Genomic DNA, 17,617 nt, shown 5'->3' with positions numbered 1-17,617 from the left:
GACGTCCTCGAAGGCCTCGAAGGCGCCCGCGCCTACAACGCCACCAGCCTCTCCACCCCGATCAGCGCCGACGGCACCACCGAACTCGGCGACACGCTCGGCGGCGAGGACCACGAATACGAGATCGCCGAGACCCGCGTCGCCCTCGGCCCCGCTCTCGCCACCCTCGACGAGCGCGAGCAGAAGATCCTCACCCTGCGCTTCTACGGCAACCTCACCCAGTCGCAGATCGCCGACCAGATCGGCATCTCCCAGATGCACGTCTCGCGACTGCTGACCAAGGCGCTCACCAAGCTGCGGGGCCAACTGGCTCCGGACTCCATCTGAGCCCCCTCCATCCGACGACGGCGGCGCCGACCAGCAGGTCGGCGCCGCCGTGTTGTACCGGTTCGGGCCGGTCGAGGCGATGTGACACAGACGCCATCGCCTCGACCGCTACCGGCAGTGAGGAAGCGGCCGACGGCCGCCCGAAGCGGACCACCACCGCGAAGGAGCCGGCGATCGACAAGAAGCCGTAGAAGTCGAGCACGACCACCGCCGATGGAGTCGGTCCGGGCCCTGGGTGCCCGGGCTGAAAGGTCTGATCGATCCCACCGCACAGGTCCCTGTGTCGGTTGCTACCGGGCGGCGCTACCGTTTAGCGGATGCCACCTACTGCCGACCTTCCCGGGCTCCTGCACAACGTGGCCCCGATCCTGGACCGCTGGGGTTATCTGGCGATCGGCGGCGTCATCGTGGTGGAGAGTTTCGGTGTGCCCGCGCCCGGGCAGACCATCATGGTCGCCGGGTCCATCTATGCCGGCGCGGGGCGGATGAACATCTACCTCGTCGCGCTGATCTCGTTCGTGACGGCGGTGATCGGCGACAACATCGGCTACTGGATCGGGCTGCGCGGCGGCCGCAAGATCGTGCACCGCTGGGGGAAGTACATCTTCGTGACCCCGGCCCGGCTGGAGAAGGCTGAACGGTTCTTCGCCAAGCGCGGTAACCGGATCATCGTGGTGGCGCGGTTCATCGACGGGCTGCGCCAGCTCAACGGTGTGATCGCCGGGATCACCCGGATGCCATGGAAGACGTTCCTGATCTACAACGCGATCGGGGCGGCGCTGTGGGTCGGGTGGTGGTGCACGGTCGCCTACCTGCTCGGCGCCAACCTGGTGCACATCATGGGGCAGGCGCACAAGTACAAGTGGCCGGTGGTCGCCGTGCTCCTGGTGGCCCTGGGCACTTACGTGACGCTGCACGTGCGGCACATCCGGCGGCGGCGGGCCCGGTCCGCGCAACTCGCCGTCGAGGAGAGCCAGACCCAGGCCTGACGTCTTCAGCAGGATTCTCCGTGGAACCCCAGCCGTTCGCGGCTGGGAGGAGAACGGGTCTCCCGCGGATCGGGACAGGGGCAGCCGGTACAGGCGTCGCCTGCTGACGGTGGAAGATTGCCGGACCGGGCGGTGCGGATCCTGTGCGGCCGTCAGGCGCCGGTTGTCAGTGGCCGAGGGGAGTCTTGGACGTGCGGCGATTCGCGTTCGCGGGGCGTACCTGCGTGATCACCGGGGCGGCCGGCGGGATCGGGGCGGCGCTCGCGCTCGACCTGGCGAAGCGGCACGCCGAACTGGCCCTGGTCGACCGGGACACCGAGGGTCTGGAGCGGGTTACCGGACTGGCCCGGGAGCTCGGGGCGGCGGGCGTCACGGCGTACCCCGTGGATTTGAGCGATGGCGGTGATCGGCTGGACCTGGCCGCGGAGGTCTCGTCGCGCCAGGGCCCGGCCGATCTTCTGATCAACAACGCCGGGGTGACGCTGCTCGGGACGTTCGAGGAGAACGGCACGGCCGACATCGACTGGCTGTTGGAGATCAACCTGCACGCGGTGATCCGGATGACGAAGGCGTTCCTGCCGCAGTTGCTGGGGCGGCCGGGTTCGCACCTGGTGAACATGTCGAGCCTGTTCGGGCTGTTCGCGCCGCCCGGCCAGGTGGCGTACGCGACGAGCAAGTACGCGGTCCGCGGCTTCACCGAGGCGCTGCGGCACGAGCTGGCACCCCGCGGGGTCGGGGTGACCGTGGTGCACCCGGGCGGCGTGCGCACCGGCATCGCGGCCGGCGCCCGCGTCAGCGGCCCCGACCCGGACGGCGAACAGGCCGAGCAGAGTCGCCGGTTCGCCGCGGCGGCGCTGACCCTGCCGCCGGAGGAGGCGGCCCGGCAGATCGTGGCGGCCGTGCGGAACCGACGCCCACGGCTGTTGATCACCCGTGAGGCGAAGGCGGGCGACCTGCTGACCCGGATCGCGCCGGCCCGCTACTGGGCGTTCACCGAGAGGCTGGGCCGGCTGACCGGGCGGCTGTGAGGATCGGGTGGCTCCGCCGCGTACCGGGAGGATCTGGAAGCGGGCGAAGCCGCGTACCGGGAGGATCTAGAAGCGGGCGAAGCGGTGGCGTTCCAGGCCGCCGATCATGGTGAAGTCGCCGCCCGCGTCGAGGGGGCCACCGGCCGGGTCGGTGCTCAGCACGCGTACCCCGATGACGCCGTTGGCCTCCGGGTTCCAGTCGGTGAGCCGGCCGTCGCCGGTGACGGCGGCCAGTTTGACGCGCGGGGCCGATCCGTCCAGGCAGGCGCCCTGGGCTCCGTTGCGGGTGGTGAGGCAGACCCGGTCGAAGTGGCCGCCGACGTACGCCACGCCGCCGACCGTGGTGATCGCGGTGGCGTCGCCGTCGAAGACCCGCTGCCAGCGGATGGTGCCGTCGAGGGTGTAGGCGACGGCGCGGCCGCCCTGACCGCCGGTGGCCGCGTAGACGCCGGTGTCGTTCACCGTGACGGCGTTCACCTCGGCCGCCACCTTGGGCCGGAAGTACCGGTCGAGGACGCCGGTGTTGCCGTCGACGGCGGCCAGGCGTACCGAGCGGCGGTCGTCGTTGACCTCGCGGAAGGCGCCGCCCAGGAAGACCTGACCGCCGGAGATCGCGAGGGTGTGCACGCGGTCGTCGGCCCCGGCTCGCCAGCCGGTGTCGAGGCGGCCGGTGGCCAGGGTGAACGCGGCCAGGTTGCGCAGCGCACGGCCGCTCACGGCGGTGAAGCTGCCGCCGAGGTAGAGGCGGCCGTTGCCGATCGCGAGGGCGTACGGGGTGCCGGTGATCTGGTGCTGGAACGAGGTGACGGTCCCGGTGACCGGGTCGATGCGGGCGATCGAGTCCCGTTTCTCGCCGGCGACCCGGTGGAAGCCGCCGGCCGCGTAGACGGCGCCGGGAGTGGCGGCGAGCGCGCGGACCGTGCCGTCCGCCGGGGGCGCCCAGTCCAGCAGCGCTCCGGTGCGACCGTCGAAGGCCGCCAGCCGCTGTCGTTCGTAGCTGCGCCCGCCCCAGCCGGCCTTGGTGAACGCGCCGCCGACGTAGACGGTGCCGCGGAGGTAGGTGACCGCGTGGACGGTTCCGTTGAAGGTGGGGGCGGAGCGAACGGCGGATTCGACGGCGTTGGCCGGTGCCGCGGCGGACAGGACGAGCAGGAGGGTCAGAACGAGCAGTCGCACATGGGTCTAACCCTCCCGGATGGGGGAAAGTCGCGCGATCTCCTCCGCTTGCGGGTCGGTTGCGGGTATCGGCGTGGACCGTTCCAGCGGGGCCGGGTCGGGCCGGCGCAGGCCCAGCATGACCAGCCAGTCGAGCAGTTGCCGGTGCACCGCGTCCGGGCCGTTCAGTTCGGGGGCGACCGGCCAGGCGGCGGGATGGACCAGCATCGCGTCGGTCTGCCAGCCGCCGAGGCCGCCGTGTGAACCGACCAGCTCCTCGAAGGCGGACACCTCCAGCGTCTCCGGGTCCACCGAGCTGATCACCACGAGGTCGCCGACGTGCGCGGAACTCTGATGGCGCAGCAGATCGGCGCGGGCGTACGGCCCGTACGGCAGGAGCGGGTCGGTGCCGGTGACCGACCCGTCGCGCAGCCGGTGGGCGCCGCCCGGCCCGTACGCCACCGGCCCGTCGTCGTCCTGGACCACCACGAGCCCGATGCCCGGGTGCCCGGCCAGCCCGCTGACCAGCCGCGGGTAGGCGTGCTCGATGGCCTGCCGGCCGACCCGGTGCGGGAACCGGTTCAGGTAGATCATCGACAGATTGCCGGAGGACACCACCATCGCCTCGGTGGCCAGCCGTCCCACCACCTCGTCGAGGCTCTCACCGAATCGCTGCCGGAAGGTGGGGCCCTGGCTCTGCCCGTGGTCGGAGAGCACCACGAGGTGGTAGCGGCGGGCCGCTTCCGGGGCGAGCCGTTCCAGCACGCCGAGCATCCGGTCCAGGTTCTCCAGCTGGCGCATCGACTCGGGGCGGGCCGGGCCGGCGTGGTGCGCCACCTCGTCGTAGTCGACCAGGTCGCAGTAGATGGCCGGGACGCCGCGGGCCATCTGCTCGGCGACCAGCGACACGTTGACGTCGCGCAGCAGCATCGAGGCGGGGCGCAGCGCCAGGAAGGCGCCGGACCGGCTGACCCGGGGCTGGAGGTTGCGGCGCCGCTGGAGCCGGGCCTGGTGCAGCTCGGTGAGCACCTCGGCGACACCGAGGACGAGGGCGCGGGTGAAGCCGTACGGCGAGGCCATGAACGCCGCCCAGCCCCGGGCCGTGCGGCCGGGCAGCGCCGCGTGGCTGATGGTCAGCAGGCTGGTGACGGCGTCGCCGCTGAACGCGTTGCTGATGCTCACCCCGCCGTCGCGCAGCAGCCCTCGCCCGTCGCTGAGCCGGGACTCGATGATGGCGGCGTCCCGGGGACGGTTGGAGACCATCAGCTTGCCGGTGTCCTTCTCGTACCACCGGAAGCCGGGTACCTGCCGGGTGGCGCCGTGCAGGATGCCGGCCTGGGAGGCCGGGGTGGTCGACGGCAGGCCGGTGTGCCAGCCGCGCACGGTGTGGCTGCCGGTGCGCAGCCAGTGGCCGAGCACGGGCAGGTTGCCGGCCCGGACCGCCCAGCGCAGCACCGGCTCGGCCACCCCGTCGAGTTGCACCATGAGCAGGCCGGGCTCGGTGCCGGCGGGCGGGCGGCGGAAGGCGAGGAGGCGGCCGTCGGTGCGGCGGCGGACGCCCCGCATCAGACGGCGGGCCTCGCGGACGAACGTGTCGTCGCTGCCGCTGTCGACCGCCCAGTCGAGCAGGGCGGCCACGATGACGGCCAGGATCGCGGCGACCACCAGGCTGGGCAGCCCGCTGATCCGGCTGCCCGGGTCGAACCGCAGCGCCACCACCATCACCACGACCTGGGCCACCACGCCGAGCAGCATGGCCGCCCAGCCGCCGAGGACGGTGATGCCGAGCAGCAGCAGCGGCCGCAGCACCGCGCCGACGGCGGCGACCAGCACCACGAGGCCGAGGGTGTCCACGATGTCGGTGCCGGCGACCCCGGGCATCAGCCACAGGGTGAGGGTGAGCACCACGAACGTGAAGGTGGCGCTGCGCAGCACGGCGCGGGCCCGGTTGACGGCCCAGCGTGCTTGAGTGCGGATGGCCACGAACCGACCATTACACACCGGCGCACCTGAACCCGAACGGGGGAACGGTGAGCCATCCGGGCTGTGGGGCGGATAACTTCGGGCCGGTGCGCTTCCGGTCGGCGTTCCCGCTCCTGGTCCTTCTGCTCGCCGCGTGCGGCGCCCCGCCGGCGCCGCTGCCCCGGGCGGAGCCGCTGCTGGTGGCCGGGTATCTCACCGAGTGGAGCGTCTACGGGCGCGATTTCCGGGTGAAGGATCTGGCGGCCGAGCGGCTCACCCATCTGACGTACGCGTTCGGCCGGGTCACCGGCGGCCGCTGCGCGACGGGTGACGCGTGGGCCGCCCATCAGCGTCCGGTCGCCGCGGTGGACAGCGTGGACGGGGTCGCCGACACGGCGGCCGACACGTTGCGCGGCAGTTTCGGGCAGCTGCGCAAGCTCAAGACGCGTCATCCGCGGTTGCGGGTGCTGTGGTCGTTCGGCGGCTGGACCGGCTCGGCCGGGTTCACCGAGGCGGCCCGGGATCCGGCCGCCTTCGCCGAGTCGTGCCGGGCGCTGCTCGCCGATCCGCGCTGGGCCGGGTTGTTCGACGGTATCGACATCGACTGGGAGTACCCGAACGCCTGTGGCATGACCTGTGACGACAGCGGTCCGGCGGCGCTCACCGGGATTCTGGCGGCGCTGCGGTCGGCGCTCGGGCCGGGTGCGCTGATCAGCGCGGCGGTGCCGGGTGACGTGGGACGGTTGCGGTCCGCCGACTACGCGTCGGCGGCCCGGCACGCGGACTGGCTGGGCGCCATGACGTACGACTATTTCGGGGCGGCCGGGAGCGGCAAGGAGACGGGTGTGCCGCATTCCCCGCTGACGCCCTACCCCGGCATTCCGCGGCAGACCGCCGCCACCTCGGCGACCGTGGACGAGTTGCTGCGGGCCGGGGTGCCGGCCGGGAAGCTGCTGATCGGGGTCGGCTTCTACGGGCGGGGGTGGACCGGGACGGCGCGCGGGCTGGAGGACTACCGGGTGCTGGCCGCCCGGTGCCCGCCGACCGGGACCCTGGGCGGTACGGCGTACGCGTCCTGCGGCGACCAGTGGTGGTCGTACGACACGCCGGAGACGGTCGCCGCCAAGGTGGCGTACGCCCGGGATCGCGGTCTCGGTGGATTGTTCGCGTGGGAGTTGTCCGGTGACAGCGACGACGGCGCGCTGCTGCGTGCGCTCAGCGGCTGATGCGTACCCACACGTTGTCGAGCACCCCGTTGAACTGGTCGTTGTCGCGGTAGGCGCCCTTCGATCCGATGCGCAGCGGCTGGTTGTTGGTGACGGTGAGCCCGGCCGGCACACGCGTCCGCCCGCGCAGCACGTTGTCGACGTAGATGTCGAGGAGGGTGCCTCTGCGCTGGCAGCGCACCCGGTGCCAGCGGCCGTCGGCGGTGGTGACGACGCTGCGGGCGATCCGGATGACGGGCCGCCGGACGTCGACCAGCACGCAACTCGGGTGCCCGGCGACGCCGTCGATCTGCAGCTTGTACTGGCTGCTCACGGTGGAGTAGCCCTTCTGGAGGATGTTCTGCCCGGGACTGGTCTGGCCGGGTGGCAGCAGCACGTCGGCGCCGAAGGCGATGTCCCGGGCGCCGGGGTTGAGGTCGGCCGAGGCGCCGCTCTGGAGGACGACGTGCGGGCAGACGAGCCGGGTGCACTTTCCGGGGAAGGCCAGGGCCGCCCCGGGGCCGTGCGCCACGGCGCGGACCCGGCCGCCCTGGTAGGAGAGCACGCGCAGGGTGTGGCCGTTGCCGGTCTCGTCGATGATGGCGCCGGCCCGCCCGTTGAAGCCGTAGTGCGCGATGAGCAACGGCTCGTTCGCGTACGCCGGCGTGGCAGCGACGAGGGTCGCGAACGCCAGAATCGCAGCGGACAAACATGATCTCATGCCCGGAATACTACTTATGCCGTATTCTGCATCCCCGGCTCAGGGACGGAACTCCTCCGGGCGCGTCGGCTTGCCGTCCTCCTTGCGGCCGAACAGACGCCAGCCCCGCTTCTTCTTCTCCACCACCGGCACGGCCTCACCGTTCAGCACGTCCAGGCGGTGCTTGGCCACCGGATTCTCCGGCTCCAGCCGCAACGACGTCTGCAACGCCTGCCGGGCCTGATCCACGTGACCGAGCGCGGCCAGCGTCACCCCGTGCGTGAAGTAGTAGTGCGCCTCGTTCGGGTCCAGGCCCACCGCCGTCCGCGCGGCCTGCTCCGCGTCGGCCAACTGCCGGTCCGCGGCCAGCAGCGCCCATGCCACCCGGTCGTGCCACAACGGATTCTTCGGCTCCACGATCACCGCGCGATAGGCCATGCTCATCGCCTCCTCGTGCCGCCCCAGCAGAGTCAGCGCGCGGCTCGCGATCGCCAGCGGGCGCGGATCGTCCGGCGCCAGATCCACCGCCCGGTTCGCCGCCTCCAGCGCCGGCTCCACCTGGTCCAGCGCCAGCCGGATCCGGGCCATCAGGATCCAGCCCGGCGCCGACTCCGGCCGCTGCGCCAGCACCGGCGTCAACAGCTCGGCCGCCTTCTCCGGCTGCATGTGCTCGAACAGGGCCGCGGCACGCGCCACCCCGAGGTCGCCCGGATCGGCGAAAGCCAGCGCCGGGGCATCGCTGGGGGAGGTCAGGGCCGCTCCAGGTTCGCGGTCAGTGATCACGCCGTTTCCATCGGCCGAAACCGGAAGAACTTTAGTGGTACGCAAGGGAACGGCACCGCCCGTACACCGCGATCTTCCCGCATGGTCCGGGCCGTGCCGCGCCCGCCGGGCTTGAGTGGGTGGTCACCCGGCGGCAGTGCCGCGGCGGCGGTGGATCAGCAGGAGGGTGTAGACGGTGGCGGTCAGCGTGGCCGCGGTGGCGGCCGGGCGCCAGGCGGGGCCGAGGGTGTCCGTGGTCCAGAAGCCGAAGGAGAGGGCGGCGCAGACGCCGGCGAACAGCCAGAGCGAATAGGTGGACAGCCGGCGCCCGGATTCGCCGGGCTCGTCGGCCGGGGCGGTGAGCAGCCGGACCGCGAAGCCGGCGGCGGTGGCCGTCCCGAGCAGCCCGCCCAGCCAGGACGCCGGAGCCACGAGGGCGGCCAGCAGCAGGGCGAAGGCCAGCCCGGCCGCGGTCACCGCGATCCGCTGGCGGCCGTGAGTGAGCAGGCCCCACAGGTAGCCGCGCAGCGACGGGTCCAGACGGCCCACGAAGTAGCCGGCATAGGCCGCCGGGACCAGCACCGCGGCGGCCGCGGCGAGCCGGGCGCCCGGCGCCGACGACTCGGCCACCCGCCAGCCCAGATAGGCGAGCAGCACCAGGATGATCGCGGTGTAGACCAGGAACTGCCGCAGCGCCGCGTCGAGCAGGAACCGGCTGGCGTCCTGGCGCGGGTCCGCCCGCAGCGCGCCGACCAGCCCGGAGGCGCCCCGGGCCAGCCGGGCCAGGGCGAACGGGTGGTGCCCGACCACGTCGAGAGCGGCCAGTTCGTGCCGGGCCACGGCGTGGTCCGGGGCGAGCCCGAGCGCGTCGCGCAGTGCCTGCCGGGCCCGTTCGGTGAGGTTCAGCTGCTTCATCACCATGGCGTAGGTGATCCGGAAATCGGCCTCCTGCGGGTCGAGCCGGACCGCCTCCCGGGCCGCGTGCTCGGCCTCCACCGGATGGCGGCCCTCCTCCAGCAGCGCCCAGGCCAGCCGGTTGTGCCGGTACGGGTTCTCCGGCTGCCGGTCGGCGGCGGCCCGGGCGGCGGCGATCGCCTCGTCGTGCCGGCCGAGTTCGGTGTGCACACGGCTCAGGGCGGCCAGCGCGTCCGGCCAGTCCGGGGCGTGCTCGACCGCGCGCCGGGCCAGTTCGTCGGCGAGGCCGGGCCGTTTCAGGGCGAGCTGGGCGTGGGTCATCAGCACGAGGGCGGCCACGTCGTCCGGGTCGGCCGCCAGCAGCGGGCCGAGCAGCTCCGCGGCGGCGGCCGGCTCACCGCGGCCGAGCTGGATCCGGGCCAGTTCGAGGTCGCGTGTCATCGTGGATCCTCGGCCGGGACGGTCGCGAAAGCCCGTACCGGGAAGGTGCCGAAGCCGGTCACCCGCGGCGGGGCGGCGGTGAACCGGGCGCCGGACGGCGGCAGCTCCCGCAGGTTGGTGAGGTGCTCGACGACCGGGATGCCGGCGGCCAGCAGCAGCGTGTGCGCGGGCCGTTCGCCGTTCGTCCCCGGTGAGATGTCGTCGATGTTGACGGCGTCGATGCCGACCAGGGCGGCGCCCCGGTCGACCAGCAGGCGGGCGCCGTCGTGGGTCAGGTAGGGGGCGCCGGTCGCGTACGCCGGGGTGGCCCAGTGCCGGTCGCCGCCGGTGTGCAGCAGCACCGCCCGGCCGGTGACCGCCACGTCGGACAGCATCTCGGCGGTGACGCCGCGCTCGCCGCCGACCGCGCGGACCACCACGGCCGGCAGTTCGGCGAGCCGGTCCAGCGGCAGCCCGGCCAGGTCGGTGCCGTCCGGGAAGCGGTGGAACGGGCTGTCCAGATAGGTGCCCGTGTTGCCGACCATGCTGATCCGGTCCACCGCGAACTCGGTGCCCGGCGCGTACACGCCGCGGGACGCCTCCCGGGTCAGGTGCGGGGTGATCTCCGGGGCCGGCAGGCCGGGGTAGGTGACCAGTCCGGCCGCGATGACGTGGCTGAGCTCGACGTACCGGACCCGTTCGGCGGGTGGCCGGCCGGCCGGCGGATGCGGTTCCGAGATGATCCGGATGTCGCGGACCTCGGCCCGCTCCACCCGCTGCGGGGCGAGCGCGGCCACCAGCAGCGCGGTGACCTCCTCCTCGGTGACGTCGGCATGCGGAATGTCCAGACGGAACCCGCGCGCCCGCAACTCGCCCCCGCCCTCGAGGGCGACCTCGGCGTCGAACTCGGCCCGGTAATCCAGCACGGCTCCCCCTATCGCAACTCGATCACGCCTTCGGTGATCAACCAGATGCCGAAGATAGCGAAGAGTGCGGCGGCTCCATACTTGATGACCTTTTCGGGTAGATGCCGCCCGAGGTAACGGCCGACCAGAATGGCCAGGGCGTCGGCCGCGACCATGCCGATCGTGGAGCCGATCCAGGTGCCGGCCCAGCCGTGCTGGGTGGCCAGCGTGATGGTCGCCAGCATGGTCTTGTCTCCCAGCTCGGCCAGGAAGAACGCGCCGCCGACGGCCAGGATCGCCGATCCGGTGGAGCGTTCGGCCTTGCTCTTCTCCTCGTCGGTGAGCGAGTCGCCGCGCAGGGTCCAGGCGCCGAAGGCGAGGAACGCGAGACCGGCGACCAGCGAGATCCAGCCGGTCGGGAGGGCGGCGCCGAGCCCGTAGCCGATGCCGACCGAGACGAGGTGCACCACGGCGGTCGCCACGGTGATGCCGATCAGCACCGGAACGGTCTTGTAGCGGGTGGCGAACGTCATCGCCATGAGCTGTGACTTGTCGCCGAGCTCGGCGACGAAGATGACCGCGAAGCTGATGCCCAGCGCGGCGAGGAAGGCTTCCAACTTCTCACTCCCGGTTGACACGACCGGGTTCTGGGCGCAGGGCGACCTCGACCCGGCCGTAATGAAAACGGCCTGGTCGAAGGTCTCGCTCGCCTCGTCGGAGGCCGCGCGGCCGGAGCCGGGGTGAACCGGGCTCAGTATGTCGACCGCGACATTGGGAGCTACTCCCCTTCGCGCGGTCGAGCATAGCCCATGTGCTGGTCAGCGGCCCGGTGTGAAACAACACTGGGCCGCTGACCAGGGCTCAGCGCCCGGCGATGATCCGCTGCAACCGCAGGCGCTCGTTCACCGTGCCGGCGCTCTTGCCGGCGGCCGCCAGCGGGGTCGGCTTCGCGATCGGCTCGCACTGCTTGTCGGCGCGGTTCGCCTTGACCCGGCCGGGCAGCGCGCCGGTGGCCAGGTAGTCGGCGATGGTGTTGTCCACGCAGGCGTTGCCGAACAGCGACCCGGCGTGGGTGGTGCCCTCGACACCCTCGATCAGGACCGACCGGGGGAAGAGGTCGCGGGCGCGCAGTGCCCCGGAGAACGGCGTGGCCGCGTCCAGGCTCTCGCTGATCAACAGAACCGGGGGAGCCTTGGCGCCGTCCACCTCGGCCGGGCGGCCGGAGTCACCGGCCCAGTGCCGGCAGGGCGCGTTGTACCAGGCGTTGCCCCAGGTCTCGAACGGCGCCTTCTTGTACGTCTTCCAGTTGTCCCGGGCCCACTTCTTCCAGCCCGACGGCCAGGGTGCGTCGGTGCACTGCACGGCCAGGTAGACGGCGTACCCGTTGTCGGCCGCGGTGGTCTGCGGGTGCTCCTCGTCGTAGAGCCGCTTCAGCCCGGCCGGGTCCTTCTTGGTGACCCAGTCGGAGAAGGCGCGGGCGACGTCCTGCCAGCCGAAGACGTAGTAGCCGGCCTGGAGGAAGACGTCGGTCAGCTCGGCCGGGCCGATCACGCCGGCCGGTTCGGCCGTCAGCGCGGCGAGCTGCTGGTAGTAGAGCTTCTCCACGGCGGCGGCGGTCCGGCCCAGGTGGTAGACCGAGTCGTACTTGGCGAGCCAGGCGAAGTACACCTTGATCGCTTTGTCGAAGGCGATGTCCTGGTCGAGGTTGGACCGGTACCAGACCCGGGTGGGGTCGACCACGCCGTCCAGGACCATCCGGTGCACCCGCTCCGGGTTCTTGGTGGCGTAGATCTGGCCCAGGTAGCTGCCGTACGAGAAGCCGTAGAAGCTGATCTTCTCGACCGCGAGGGCCTGGCGGATGCTGTCGATGTCGCGGACGGTGTCCTCGGTCGACATGTGGTCCAGCAGGGCGCCCCCGGCCTTGGCGCAGGCGGCGGCGTAGCCGGTGGTACGGGCGTGCCAGGCCTTCTCCACCTCCGCAGTGGTGGGCACGTAGGCCGGCCGGTTGTAGCCGGAGTACTTGCTGTCGCACGTCAGGGCCGGTTTGCTGGCGCCCACACCGCGCGGGTCGAAGCCGATCCAGTCGTACCGCGTGCCGACCTGTCTCGGCACGTGCTGGCCGAGGGCCGCCATGCCCCGGCCGGCGCCGCCCGGGCCGCCCGGGTTGACCAGGATGACCCCCTGGCGCTGTTGTTCGGGCGCGGTGGCCCTGATCCGTGAGACGGCGATCTGGATCTTCGTGCCGTCCGGTTTCGCGTAGTCCAGCGGCACGGAGAGATATCCGCATTCGGCGCCTTGCGCCTTCAGCGTCGCCTCGGTGCAGGCGCTCCATGTGATCGGCGCCGGCGCGACGCGTGCCGTCTCGGCCCGTACCGCTGTGACCGTGGCGCCGACCGCACCGAGCGCGACCACGGTGGCGGTCGCCCAGAATCTTCTCATACCAGCCCCTTGTGTCCGATTCACCCCAATGCTGCTGGGCGGTCGGCCGCCTATCACCCGTCCACGCCGAAGCGCCACCTCATAAGGTGCTTTTTGTGGTGAAGGGGGCGATCCATTCCGCCGGATATGCCGTCGTAGATGTGCAAACAACTCGGACGCGCCACCCCGGAATCCCTCCCGAAGGCCGCCCAGTTTGCGACTATTGCGAACCATGGACGAGTTCTGGCTCCACCCACGGTTGGGGACGGCGACTCGGGACGGACAGGCGCCGCGGTTCTATCTGCTGGCGCTGCAGCATGCCGTACAGACCCTGGACGCGGACCCGCGCTGGCAGCACTGGTGGCACCGGTCCGGCTTCCTCGACTGTGAGCTCGGCATCGTCACCGAGGGCCGGCTCGACCACCTGCGCCCGAGCGCCGACATCCGTCGCGTCGACAACCGGCTGCGCGCCAACTTCACCTGCGCACTGCCACCCGCCGGAACCGCCCGCGACGAGCTGGTCCAGCGGGCGGCCACCGAGGTGCGCACCATGTTCGAGCTGATCCGGGAGGCGCTGGCCCTGCCGGACCTGCCGCCGCCGCCCGCCCCGTCGGCCCCGCCCGAGGACGCCGGCGACGTGCCGGTCACCGCCAAGGGCCTGCCGTCCATCCCGCGGGAACTCGAGCCGCAGGGATACCTGACACTCACCCAGGTCCAGGACTTCTTCGGCTAGGGACCCGCTCGGGCCGGTGCGCGCCGGGGCCACGCTGCCGGGGGATCGTCGGCGCCTCCGGCTCGGCGTGCGCGGTGTCCGGGGCGGGCGGTGTGATCACCACGGCCGCGCCGGCCAGACCGATCCCGGCGTACCGCACCGGGCGTAGCGCGCGCAACAGCAGGGCGTGACCGACGCCCAGCAGCACACCACTCAGCAGACCGCCCGGAACGGCCCACACCAGCGGATGCCCGGCCGGCATGTCGAGCAGGGCCGGCAGGTCCCGCAACGCCAGGAAGGCGAGGCTGGCCAGGAACACCGTGGACGACACCGGCGCGACGAACCGGCCCCAGACCCCCTCGGCGCCGGGGATCCGGTTCAGGTGCAGCAACGCGGCCACCGCCACGAGCAGCAGCACCAGCAGGATGCTCAGGGCGCCGCCGACGATCAGCCAGCGGGCGGCACGCGGGCCCGGATCGGCGCCCGCCAGAAAGGCGCCGGCCAGCGTCGAACCCGCGATCAGCGACTGGGTCACCGAGGCGGCGCGCGGCGCGGCCGTCCGGCGACCGGCACCTGCCAGTACGGCGGGAAGCACCCGTTCCCGGCCCAGCGCGAACAGGTAGCGGGCGATCACCTGGTGCAGCGCCAGGGCGGCCACCAGCACGCCGGTCAGCAGCATGACGCGGCCCAGGGTGACGGCCCACGGGGCCAGCCGGTCGGCGGCCAGGTCGAAGAGCAGGTCGGCGCCGCGGGCCTCGGCCACCACGGCGATCCGGTCCGGCCCGGCGGCGACGAGCACGGTCCAGGAGAGACCGCCGAGCAGCAGGACGATCAGCAGCACGGCGAGGTACCCCCCGGTCCCGGCGCTGCGACGGGGCTGGAAACCCTCCTCGGCGTAGGCCGCGGTGGACTCGAAGCCCACGAAGGTCAGCGCCACGACGGCCAGCAGCAGGCCGAGCGCCGGACGGTCGAGCGCCGCCCAGTCGGTGATCCGGATCGAGCCGGCGGTGACCCGGTCGCCGAACGGCTGGAGCACGTTGGCCGCGCCGATCCCGGCGAGCACGGCCACCTGGGCGACCGCGAACAGGCCGATCAGTCCGGCCGCGACCTCGATCCGCATGGTGCCGCAGAGCGCGACCACCGCCCAGCAGGCCGCCGCCACCGCCCACCACGGCGCGGCGATCCCGAGGAAGCTCCGCAGCAGTGGGGCGGCGGTCACCCCGGCCAGCGCGTAGAGACCGAACTGGACCGCGTGGTAACCGGCGATCGCGAGCCAGGCGGCGGCCAGCCCGGCGGGGCGGCCGAGGCCGCGGGCCACCTGGGTGTACGCCGCCCCGGCGCTCGGGAACCGCCGGATCATCGCGGACTGGCCGCCGCAGAACAGCAGGAGCAGGAACCCGGCCGCGGCGAACGACCAGGGCACGAGCGTCCCGGCGCCGTCGGCGAGGACGGCCGGGACCACGGTGACGAGGGTGACGATCGGGGCGGTCGCGGCGAGCCCGAGAAGGGCGATCGATACGGCACCGACCCGGCCCGGGGCCAATCCCGGCGAAAGATCCTCCTCGGACATCTCCACGGATCTATTCAGTCGCACCCCACCGGCTTTGACAACCGTACGTATCGGCGCACTGACCGTTCGTGACCAGGTTGGCACGAACCCTGAACGGCATGCGCGTTTTCCTCAACTGCAACCGAGCCCGGCCGACTGCATCCATGTGCTCGCCACCCAGCAACTGACGGAGTTCCTGGCCGTCGTAGCCGACCGGCCCGACGAGGCCGCCGCGCAGCGTGCCGCTGTCGAATGCGCGCAGCGAGCGCTCGGCGCGGACCTCGCCGTGCTGACGGTCGCCTCCCGGGTGGCCGCCGCCGTGGGCGTGCCGGCCGAGGAGATCCCGGTGTACGCGCTGACCGCCGGCTATCTGGTCGGTCGCCGGTCCACGCTGCGGGCCGGCGACGTCAGCTACGACCTGGCGGTGGCCCCGCTGGGCGGCTCGTCCCCCGGGATGCTGGTGATCGGCCGACGCTCCGGCGAGTTCACCGACGAGGAGATCTGCCTGCTCCGCGGCATGGCCCGGGTTCTGGAGCTGAGCCTGCAGGCGCTGCACCTGGTCGAGGCGGAGCGCCGGCAGGCCGAGGAGAACAGCCGCCTCATCGACTCGCTGCAACGGCGGCAGCGACTGTTCGACGAGCTCAGCGCGGTGCAGCGGGCGATCGCCCAGCGCGAGCCGCTGAGCCGGATCCTGGGCCGGATCACCGAGGCCGCCGCCGAACTGCTCGGCGTCGACATCGCCGGGCTCACCGTGCTGGAGAGCGACGACCCGGGCCGGATGAGCCTGATCTCCGGGACCGGCATCCCCGACGAGGCGGTGTCGCGCATGCAACGCATCCCGATCGCCTCGCTCGGTGTCGTCGGCCTGGCGATCATGGGGGACGAGCTCGTCGCGGTGGACGACTACGCGGCCTCGCCGATCGCCGTGCCGGAGCTGGTGCGCTCGCAGATCAAGAGCGTGATGGCGGTGCCGGTGCACGAGAACGGCGTCGTGGTGGGCGCCATGTTCGCCGGTTCGCACGCCGAGCCGCGGGAGTGGGACGAGGCCGCTCAGGAGGTGCTGTCCGCGTTCGCCGAACACGCCAGCCTGGCCGTCACCGACGCCCGGGCGCTGCACGAGATGAACGCCTCGTTCCATGACGCGCTGACCGGTCTGGCCAGCCGTTCGCTGTTCGTCACCCGGCTGGAGAACACGCTCGGCGCGGACCGTGCCGGCGGGATCGCCGCGCTGCTGATCGGCCTGGACCGGTTCAAGGTCATAAATGACGCTCTCGGGCACCAGGCCGGTGACCGGTTGCTGGCCCTGGTCGCCGACCGGCTGCGCGACTGTCTGCGCACCGACGACACGGCGGCCCGGCTGGGCGCCGACGAGTTCGCGGTACTCCTGCCGGACTGCGGCACCGTGGACGCCGCCGTGCCGGTGGCCCGGCGGATCGTCACGGCGATGCGCGAGCCGTTCGACCTGGACGGCCGGGAGACGTTCGTGACGTGCAGCATCGGGGTCGCCTTCGGTGAGACCGGCACGGACGACGCCCAGGAGCTGATGGTCCGCGGCGACCTGGCCCTGTTCGAGGCGAAGAAGAACGGCAAGGACCAGTACGCGATCTTCGAACCGGCCATGCGGGAGTCCTTCCAGCGGCACCTGGAGATGGAGGCCGACCTGCGCCGGGCCGTGCTGCGGCACGAGTTCCAGCTGCGGTTCCAGCCGATCGTGCGGCTGCGGACCGGCGAGATCTCCGGCCTGGAGGCGCTGGTCCGCTGGCTGCACCCGGAGCGCGGGATGATCCCGCCGCTGGACTTCATCCCGCTGGCCGAGGAGACCGGGATGATCGTCCCGATCGGCGAGTGGGTGTTGCGCGAGGCGTGCCGGCAGGCGGCCCGGTGGAACGCGCAACGCGAGCCGGGCTCCACGCCGCTCACGGTGAGCGTGAACCTGTCGGCCGTGCAACTGGAACGGGCCGACCTGCCCGGCCTGGTGGAGTCGGCGCTGGCCGACAGCGGGCTGCTCGCCGGCAGCCTGATCATCGAGCTGACCGAGTCGCTGCTGGTGGATCATCGCCCGGAGACTCTGCAACGGCTCCAGACGATCAAAGCCCTCGGGGTACGCCTGGCGATCGACGACTTCGGCACCGGTTACTCGTCGCTCGCCTACCTGCGGCGCTTCCCGGTCGACATCATCAAGATCGACAAGTCGTTCGTGGACGACGTCGGCGACGTGCCGGCCGCGGCGGCGCTCACCCACGGCATCATCCAGCTGGGCCAGGCGCTCCAGCTGTCCACGGTCGCCGAGGGCATCGAGGACGCCGGCCAGCTCAGCGAACTGACGGACGGCAACTGTGAACTCGGCCAGGGCTACTACTTCGCCGAACCGCTGACCACCGACGCCATGCAGGAGCTGCTGTTCCCGTCGCCGGCCTGACCCGCACGCTCAGCCCGGCGGGCGCGCCGCCGGGCGTGCCTGGGCAGTGGCTCGCGGGTCCTCCACGGCGGGTACACGTCCGGCGTACTGGTAAAGGTTTGTTGGCTGGTTTGTAGCGACCGGCCAACCGGTGTTCCCCTGCGCGTCAACT

At 72.2% G+C, this 17,617-nt stretch carries 15 protein-coding genes; 6 read left to right on the top strand and 9 right to left on the bottom strand.

The features are described from left to right. From AB0I88_RS07860 to AB0I88_RS07850, 3 genes are all read left to right on the top strand, one after another. Positions 1-327, top strand: a 327-nt coding sequence (locus AB0I88_RS07860; protein WP_361019916.1) for a sigma-70 family RNA polymerase sigma factor, incomplete at its 5' end; no start/stop codon positions are given. A 317-nt stretch (positions 328-644) separates the two neighbouring features. Continuing rightward, on the top strand, positions 645-1,316 hold the full coding sequence (locus AB0I88_RS07855) for a DedA family protein (protein ID WP_361019913.1): 672 nt from the start codon (positions 645-647) through the stop codon (positions 1,314-1,316). 191 nt (positions 1,317-1,507) lie between these two features. After that, complete coding sequence (locus AB0I88_RS07850) at positions 1,508-2,344, top strand: SDR family NAD(P)-dependent oxidoreductase (protein ID WP_361019910.1); 837 nt, start codon at positions 1,508-1,510, stop codon at positions 2,342-2,344. A gap of 66 nt (positions 2,345-2,410) precedes the next feature. On the opposite strand, the gene AB0I88_RS07845 is transcribed toward AB0I88_RS07850, so the two are convergent. Both AB0I88_RS07845 and AB0I88_RS07840 read right to left on the bottom strand, forming a co-directional pair. Continuing rightward, the gene (locus AB0I88_RS07845) at positions 2,411-3,520 is read right to left on the bottom strand and encodes a hypothetical protein (RefSeq protein ID WP_361019907.1); all 1,110 of its coding nucleotides are present in this window, start codon (positions 3,518-3,520) and stop codon (positions 2,411-2,413) included. A gap of 6 nt (positions 3,521-3,526) precedes the next feature. Next, positions 3,527-5,482 (bottom strand): alkaline phosphatase family protein, encoded by a 1,956-nt coding sequence (locus AB0I88_RS07840; protein ID WP_361019904.1) that lies wholly within the window; start codon positions 5,480-5,482, stop codon positions 3,527-3,529. An 86-nt stretch (positions 5,483-5,568) separates the two neighbouring features. On the opposite strand from AB0I88_RS07840, the gene AB0I88_RS07835 reads away from it, so the two are divergent. Continuing rightward, positions 5,569-6,687 (top strand): glycoside hydrolase family 18 protein, encoded by a 1,119-nt coding sequence (locus tag AB0I88_RS07835; RefSeq protein ID WP_361019901.1) that lies wholly within the window; start codon positions 5,569-5,571, stop codon positions 6,685-6,687. On the opposite strand, the gene AB0I88_RS07830 is transcribed toward AB0I88_RS07835, so the two are convergent. The 6 genes from AB0I88_RS07830 to AB0I88_RS07805 all read right to left on the bottom strand — a co-directional run bounded on the left by AB0I88_RS07830 (position 6,677) and on the right by AB0I88_RS07805 (position 12,807). Next, entirely contained in the window at positions 6,677-7,387 is a 711-nt protein-coding gene (locus AB0I88_RS07830) for a LamG-like jellyroll fold domain-containing protein (RefSeq protein ID WP_361019897.1), read from the bottom strand. The genes AB0I88_RS07835 and AB0I88_RS07830 overlap by 11 nt on opposite strands. Positions 7,388-7,426: 39 nt before the next feature. Further along, on the bottom strand, positions 7,427-8,149 hold the full coding sequence (locus AB0I88_RS07825; protein ID WP_361019894.1) for a tetratricopeptide repeat protein: 723 nt from the start codon (positions 8,147-8,149) through the stop codon (positions 7,427-7,429). Positions 8,150-8,272: 123 nt separating this feature from the next. Continuing rightward, positions 8,273-9,484 carry a tetratricopeptide repeat protein gene (locus tag AB0I88_RS07820; protein WP_361019891.1) on the bottom strand — a complete coding sequence of 404 codons (1,212 nt, stop codon included), beginning with the start codon at positions 9,482-9,484 and terminating at the stop codon, positions 8,273-8,275. Next, a complete protein-coding gene (locus AB0I88_RS07815; RefSeq protein WP_361019888.1) occupies positions 9,481-10,389 on the bottom strand; it encodes a cyclase family protein in 909 nt (302 codons plus the stop codon). The genes AB0I88_RS07820 and AB0I88_RS07815 overlap by 4 nt, the downstream gene beginning before the upstream one ends. An 8-nt stretch (positions 10,390-10,397) precedes the next feature. Further along, positions 10,398-10,985 (bottom strand): TMEM165/GDT1 family protein, encoded by a 588-nt coding sequence (locus AB0I88_RS07810; RefSeq protein WP_361019954.1) that lies wholly within the window; start codon positions 10,983-10,985, stop codon positions 10,398-10,400. Positions 10,986-11,229: 244 nt separating this feature from the next. Continuing rightward, positions 11,230-12,807 (bottom strand): alpha/beta hydrolase, encoded by a 1,578-nt coding sequence (locus AB0I88_RS07805; protein WP_361019885.1) that lies wholly within the window; start codon positions 12,805-12,807, stop codon positions 11,230-11,232. A 211-nt stretch (positions 12,808-13,018) separates the two neighbouring features. On the opposite strand from AB0I88_RS07805, the gene AB0I88_RS07800 reads away from it, so the two are divergent. Further along, entirely contained in the window at positions 13,019-13,519 is a 501-nt protein-coding gene (locus tag AB0I88_RS07800; RefSeq protein ID WP_361019882.1) for a hypothetical protein, read from the top strand. On the opposite strand, the gene AB0I88_RS07795 is transcribed toward AB0I88_RS07800, so the two are convergent. Beyond that, entirely contained in the window at positions 13,491-15,068 is a 1,578-nt protein-coding gene (locus AB0I88_RS07795; protein ID WP_361019952.1) for an APC family permease, read from the bottom strand. The two genes, AB0I88_RS07800 and AB0I88_RS07795, sit on opposite strands and share 29 nt — an antisense overlap. Positions 15,069-15,213: 145 nt before the next feature. Between AB0I88_RS07795 and AB0I88_RS07790 the strand changes: the two genes are divergently transcribed. After that, complete coding sequence (locus AB0I88_RS07790; RefSeq protein WP_361019879.1) at positions 15,214-17,466, top strand: EAL domain-containing protein; 2,253 nt, start codon at positions 15,214-15,216, stop codon at positions 17,464-17,466. Positions 17,467-17,617 lie beyond the last annotated feature (151 nt).

The sequence above is a fragment of the Actinoplanes sp. NPDC049802 genome (assembly GCF_040656595.1).
In the GTDB taxonomy this organism is placed as follows: Bacteria; Actinomycetota; Actinomycetes; order Mycobacteriales; family Micromonosporaceae; genus Actinoplanes.
This window is presented reverse-complemented; position numbering and strand designations above follow the sequence as displayed.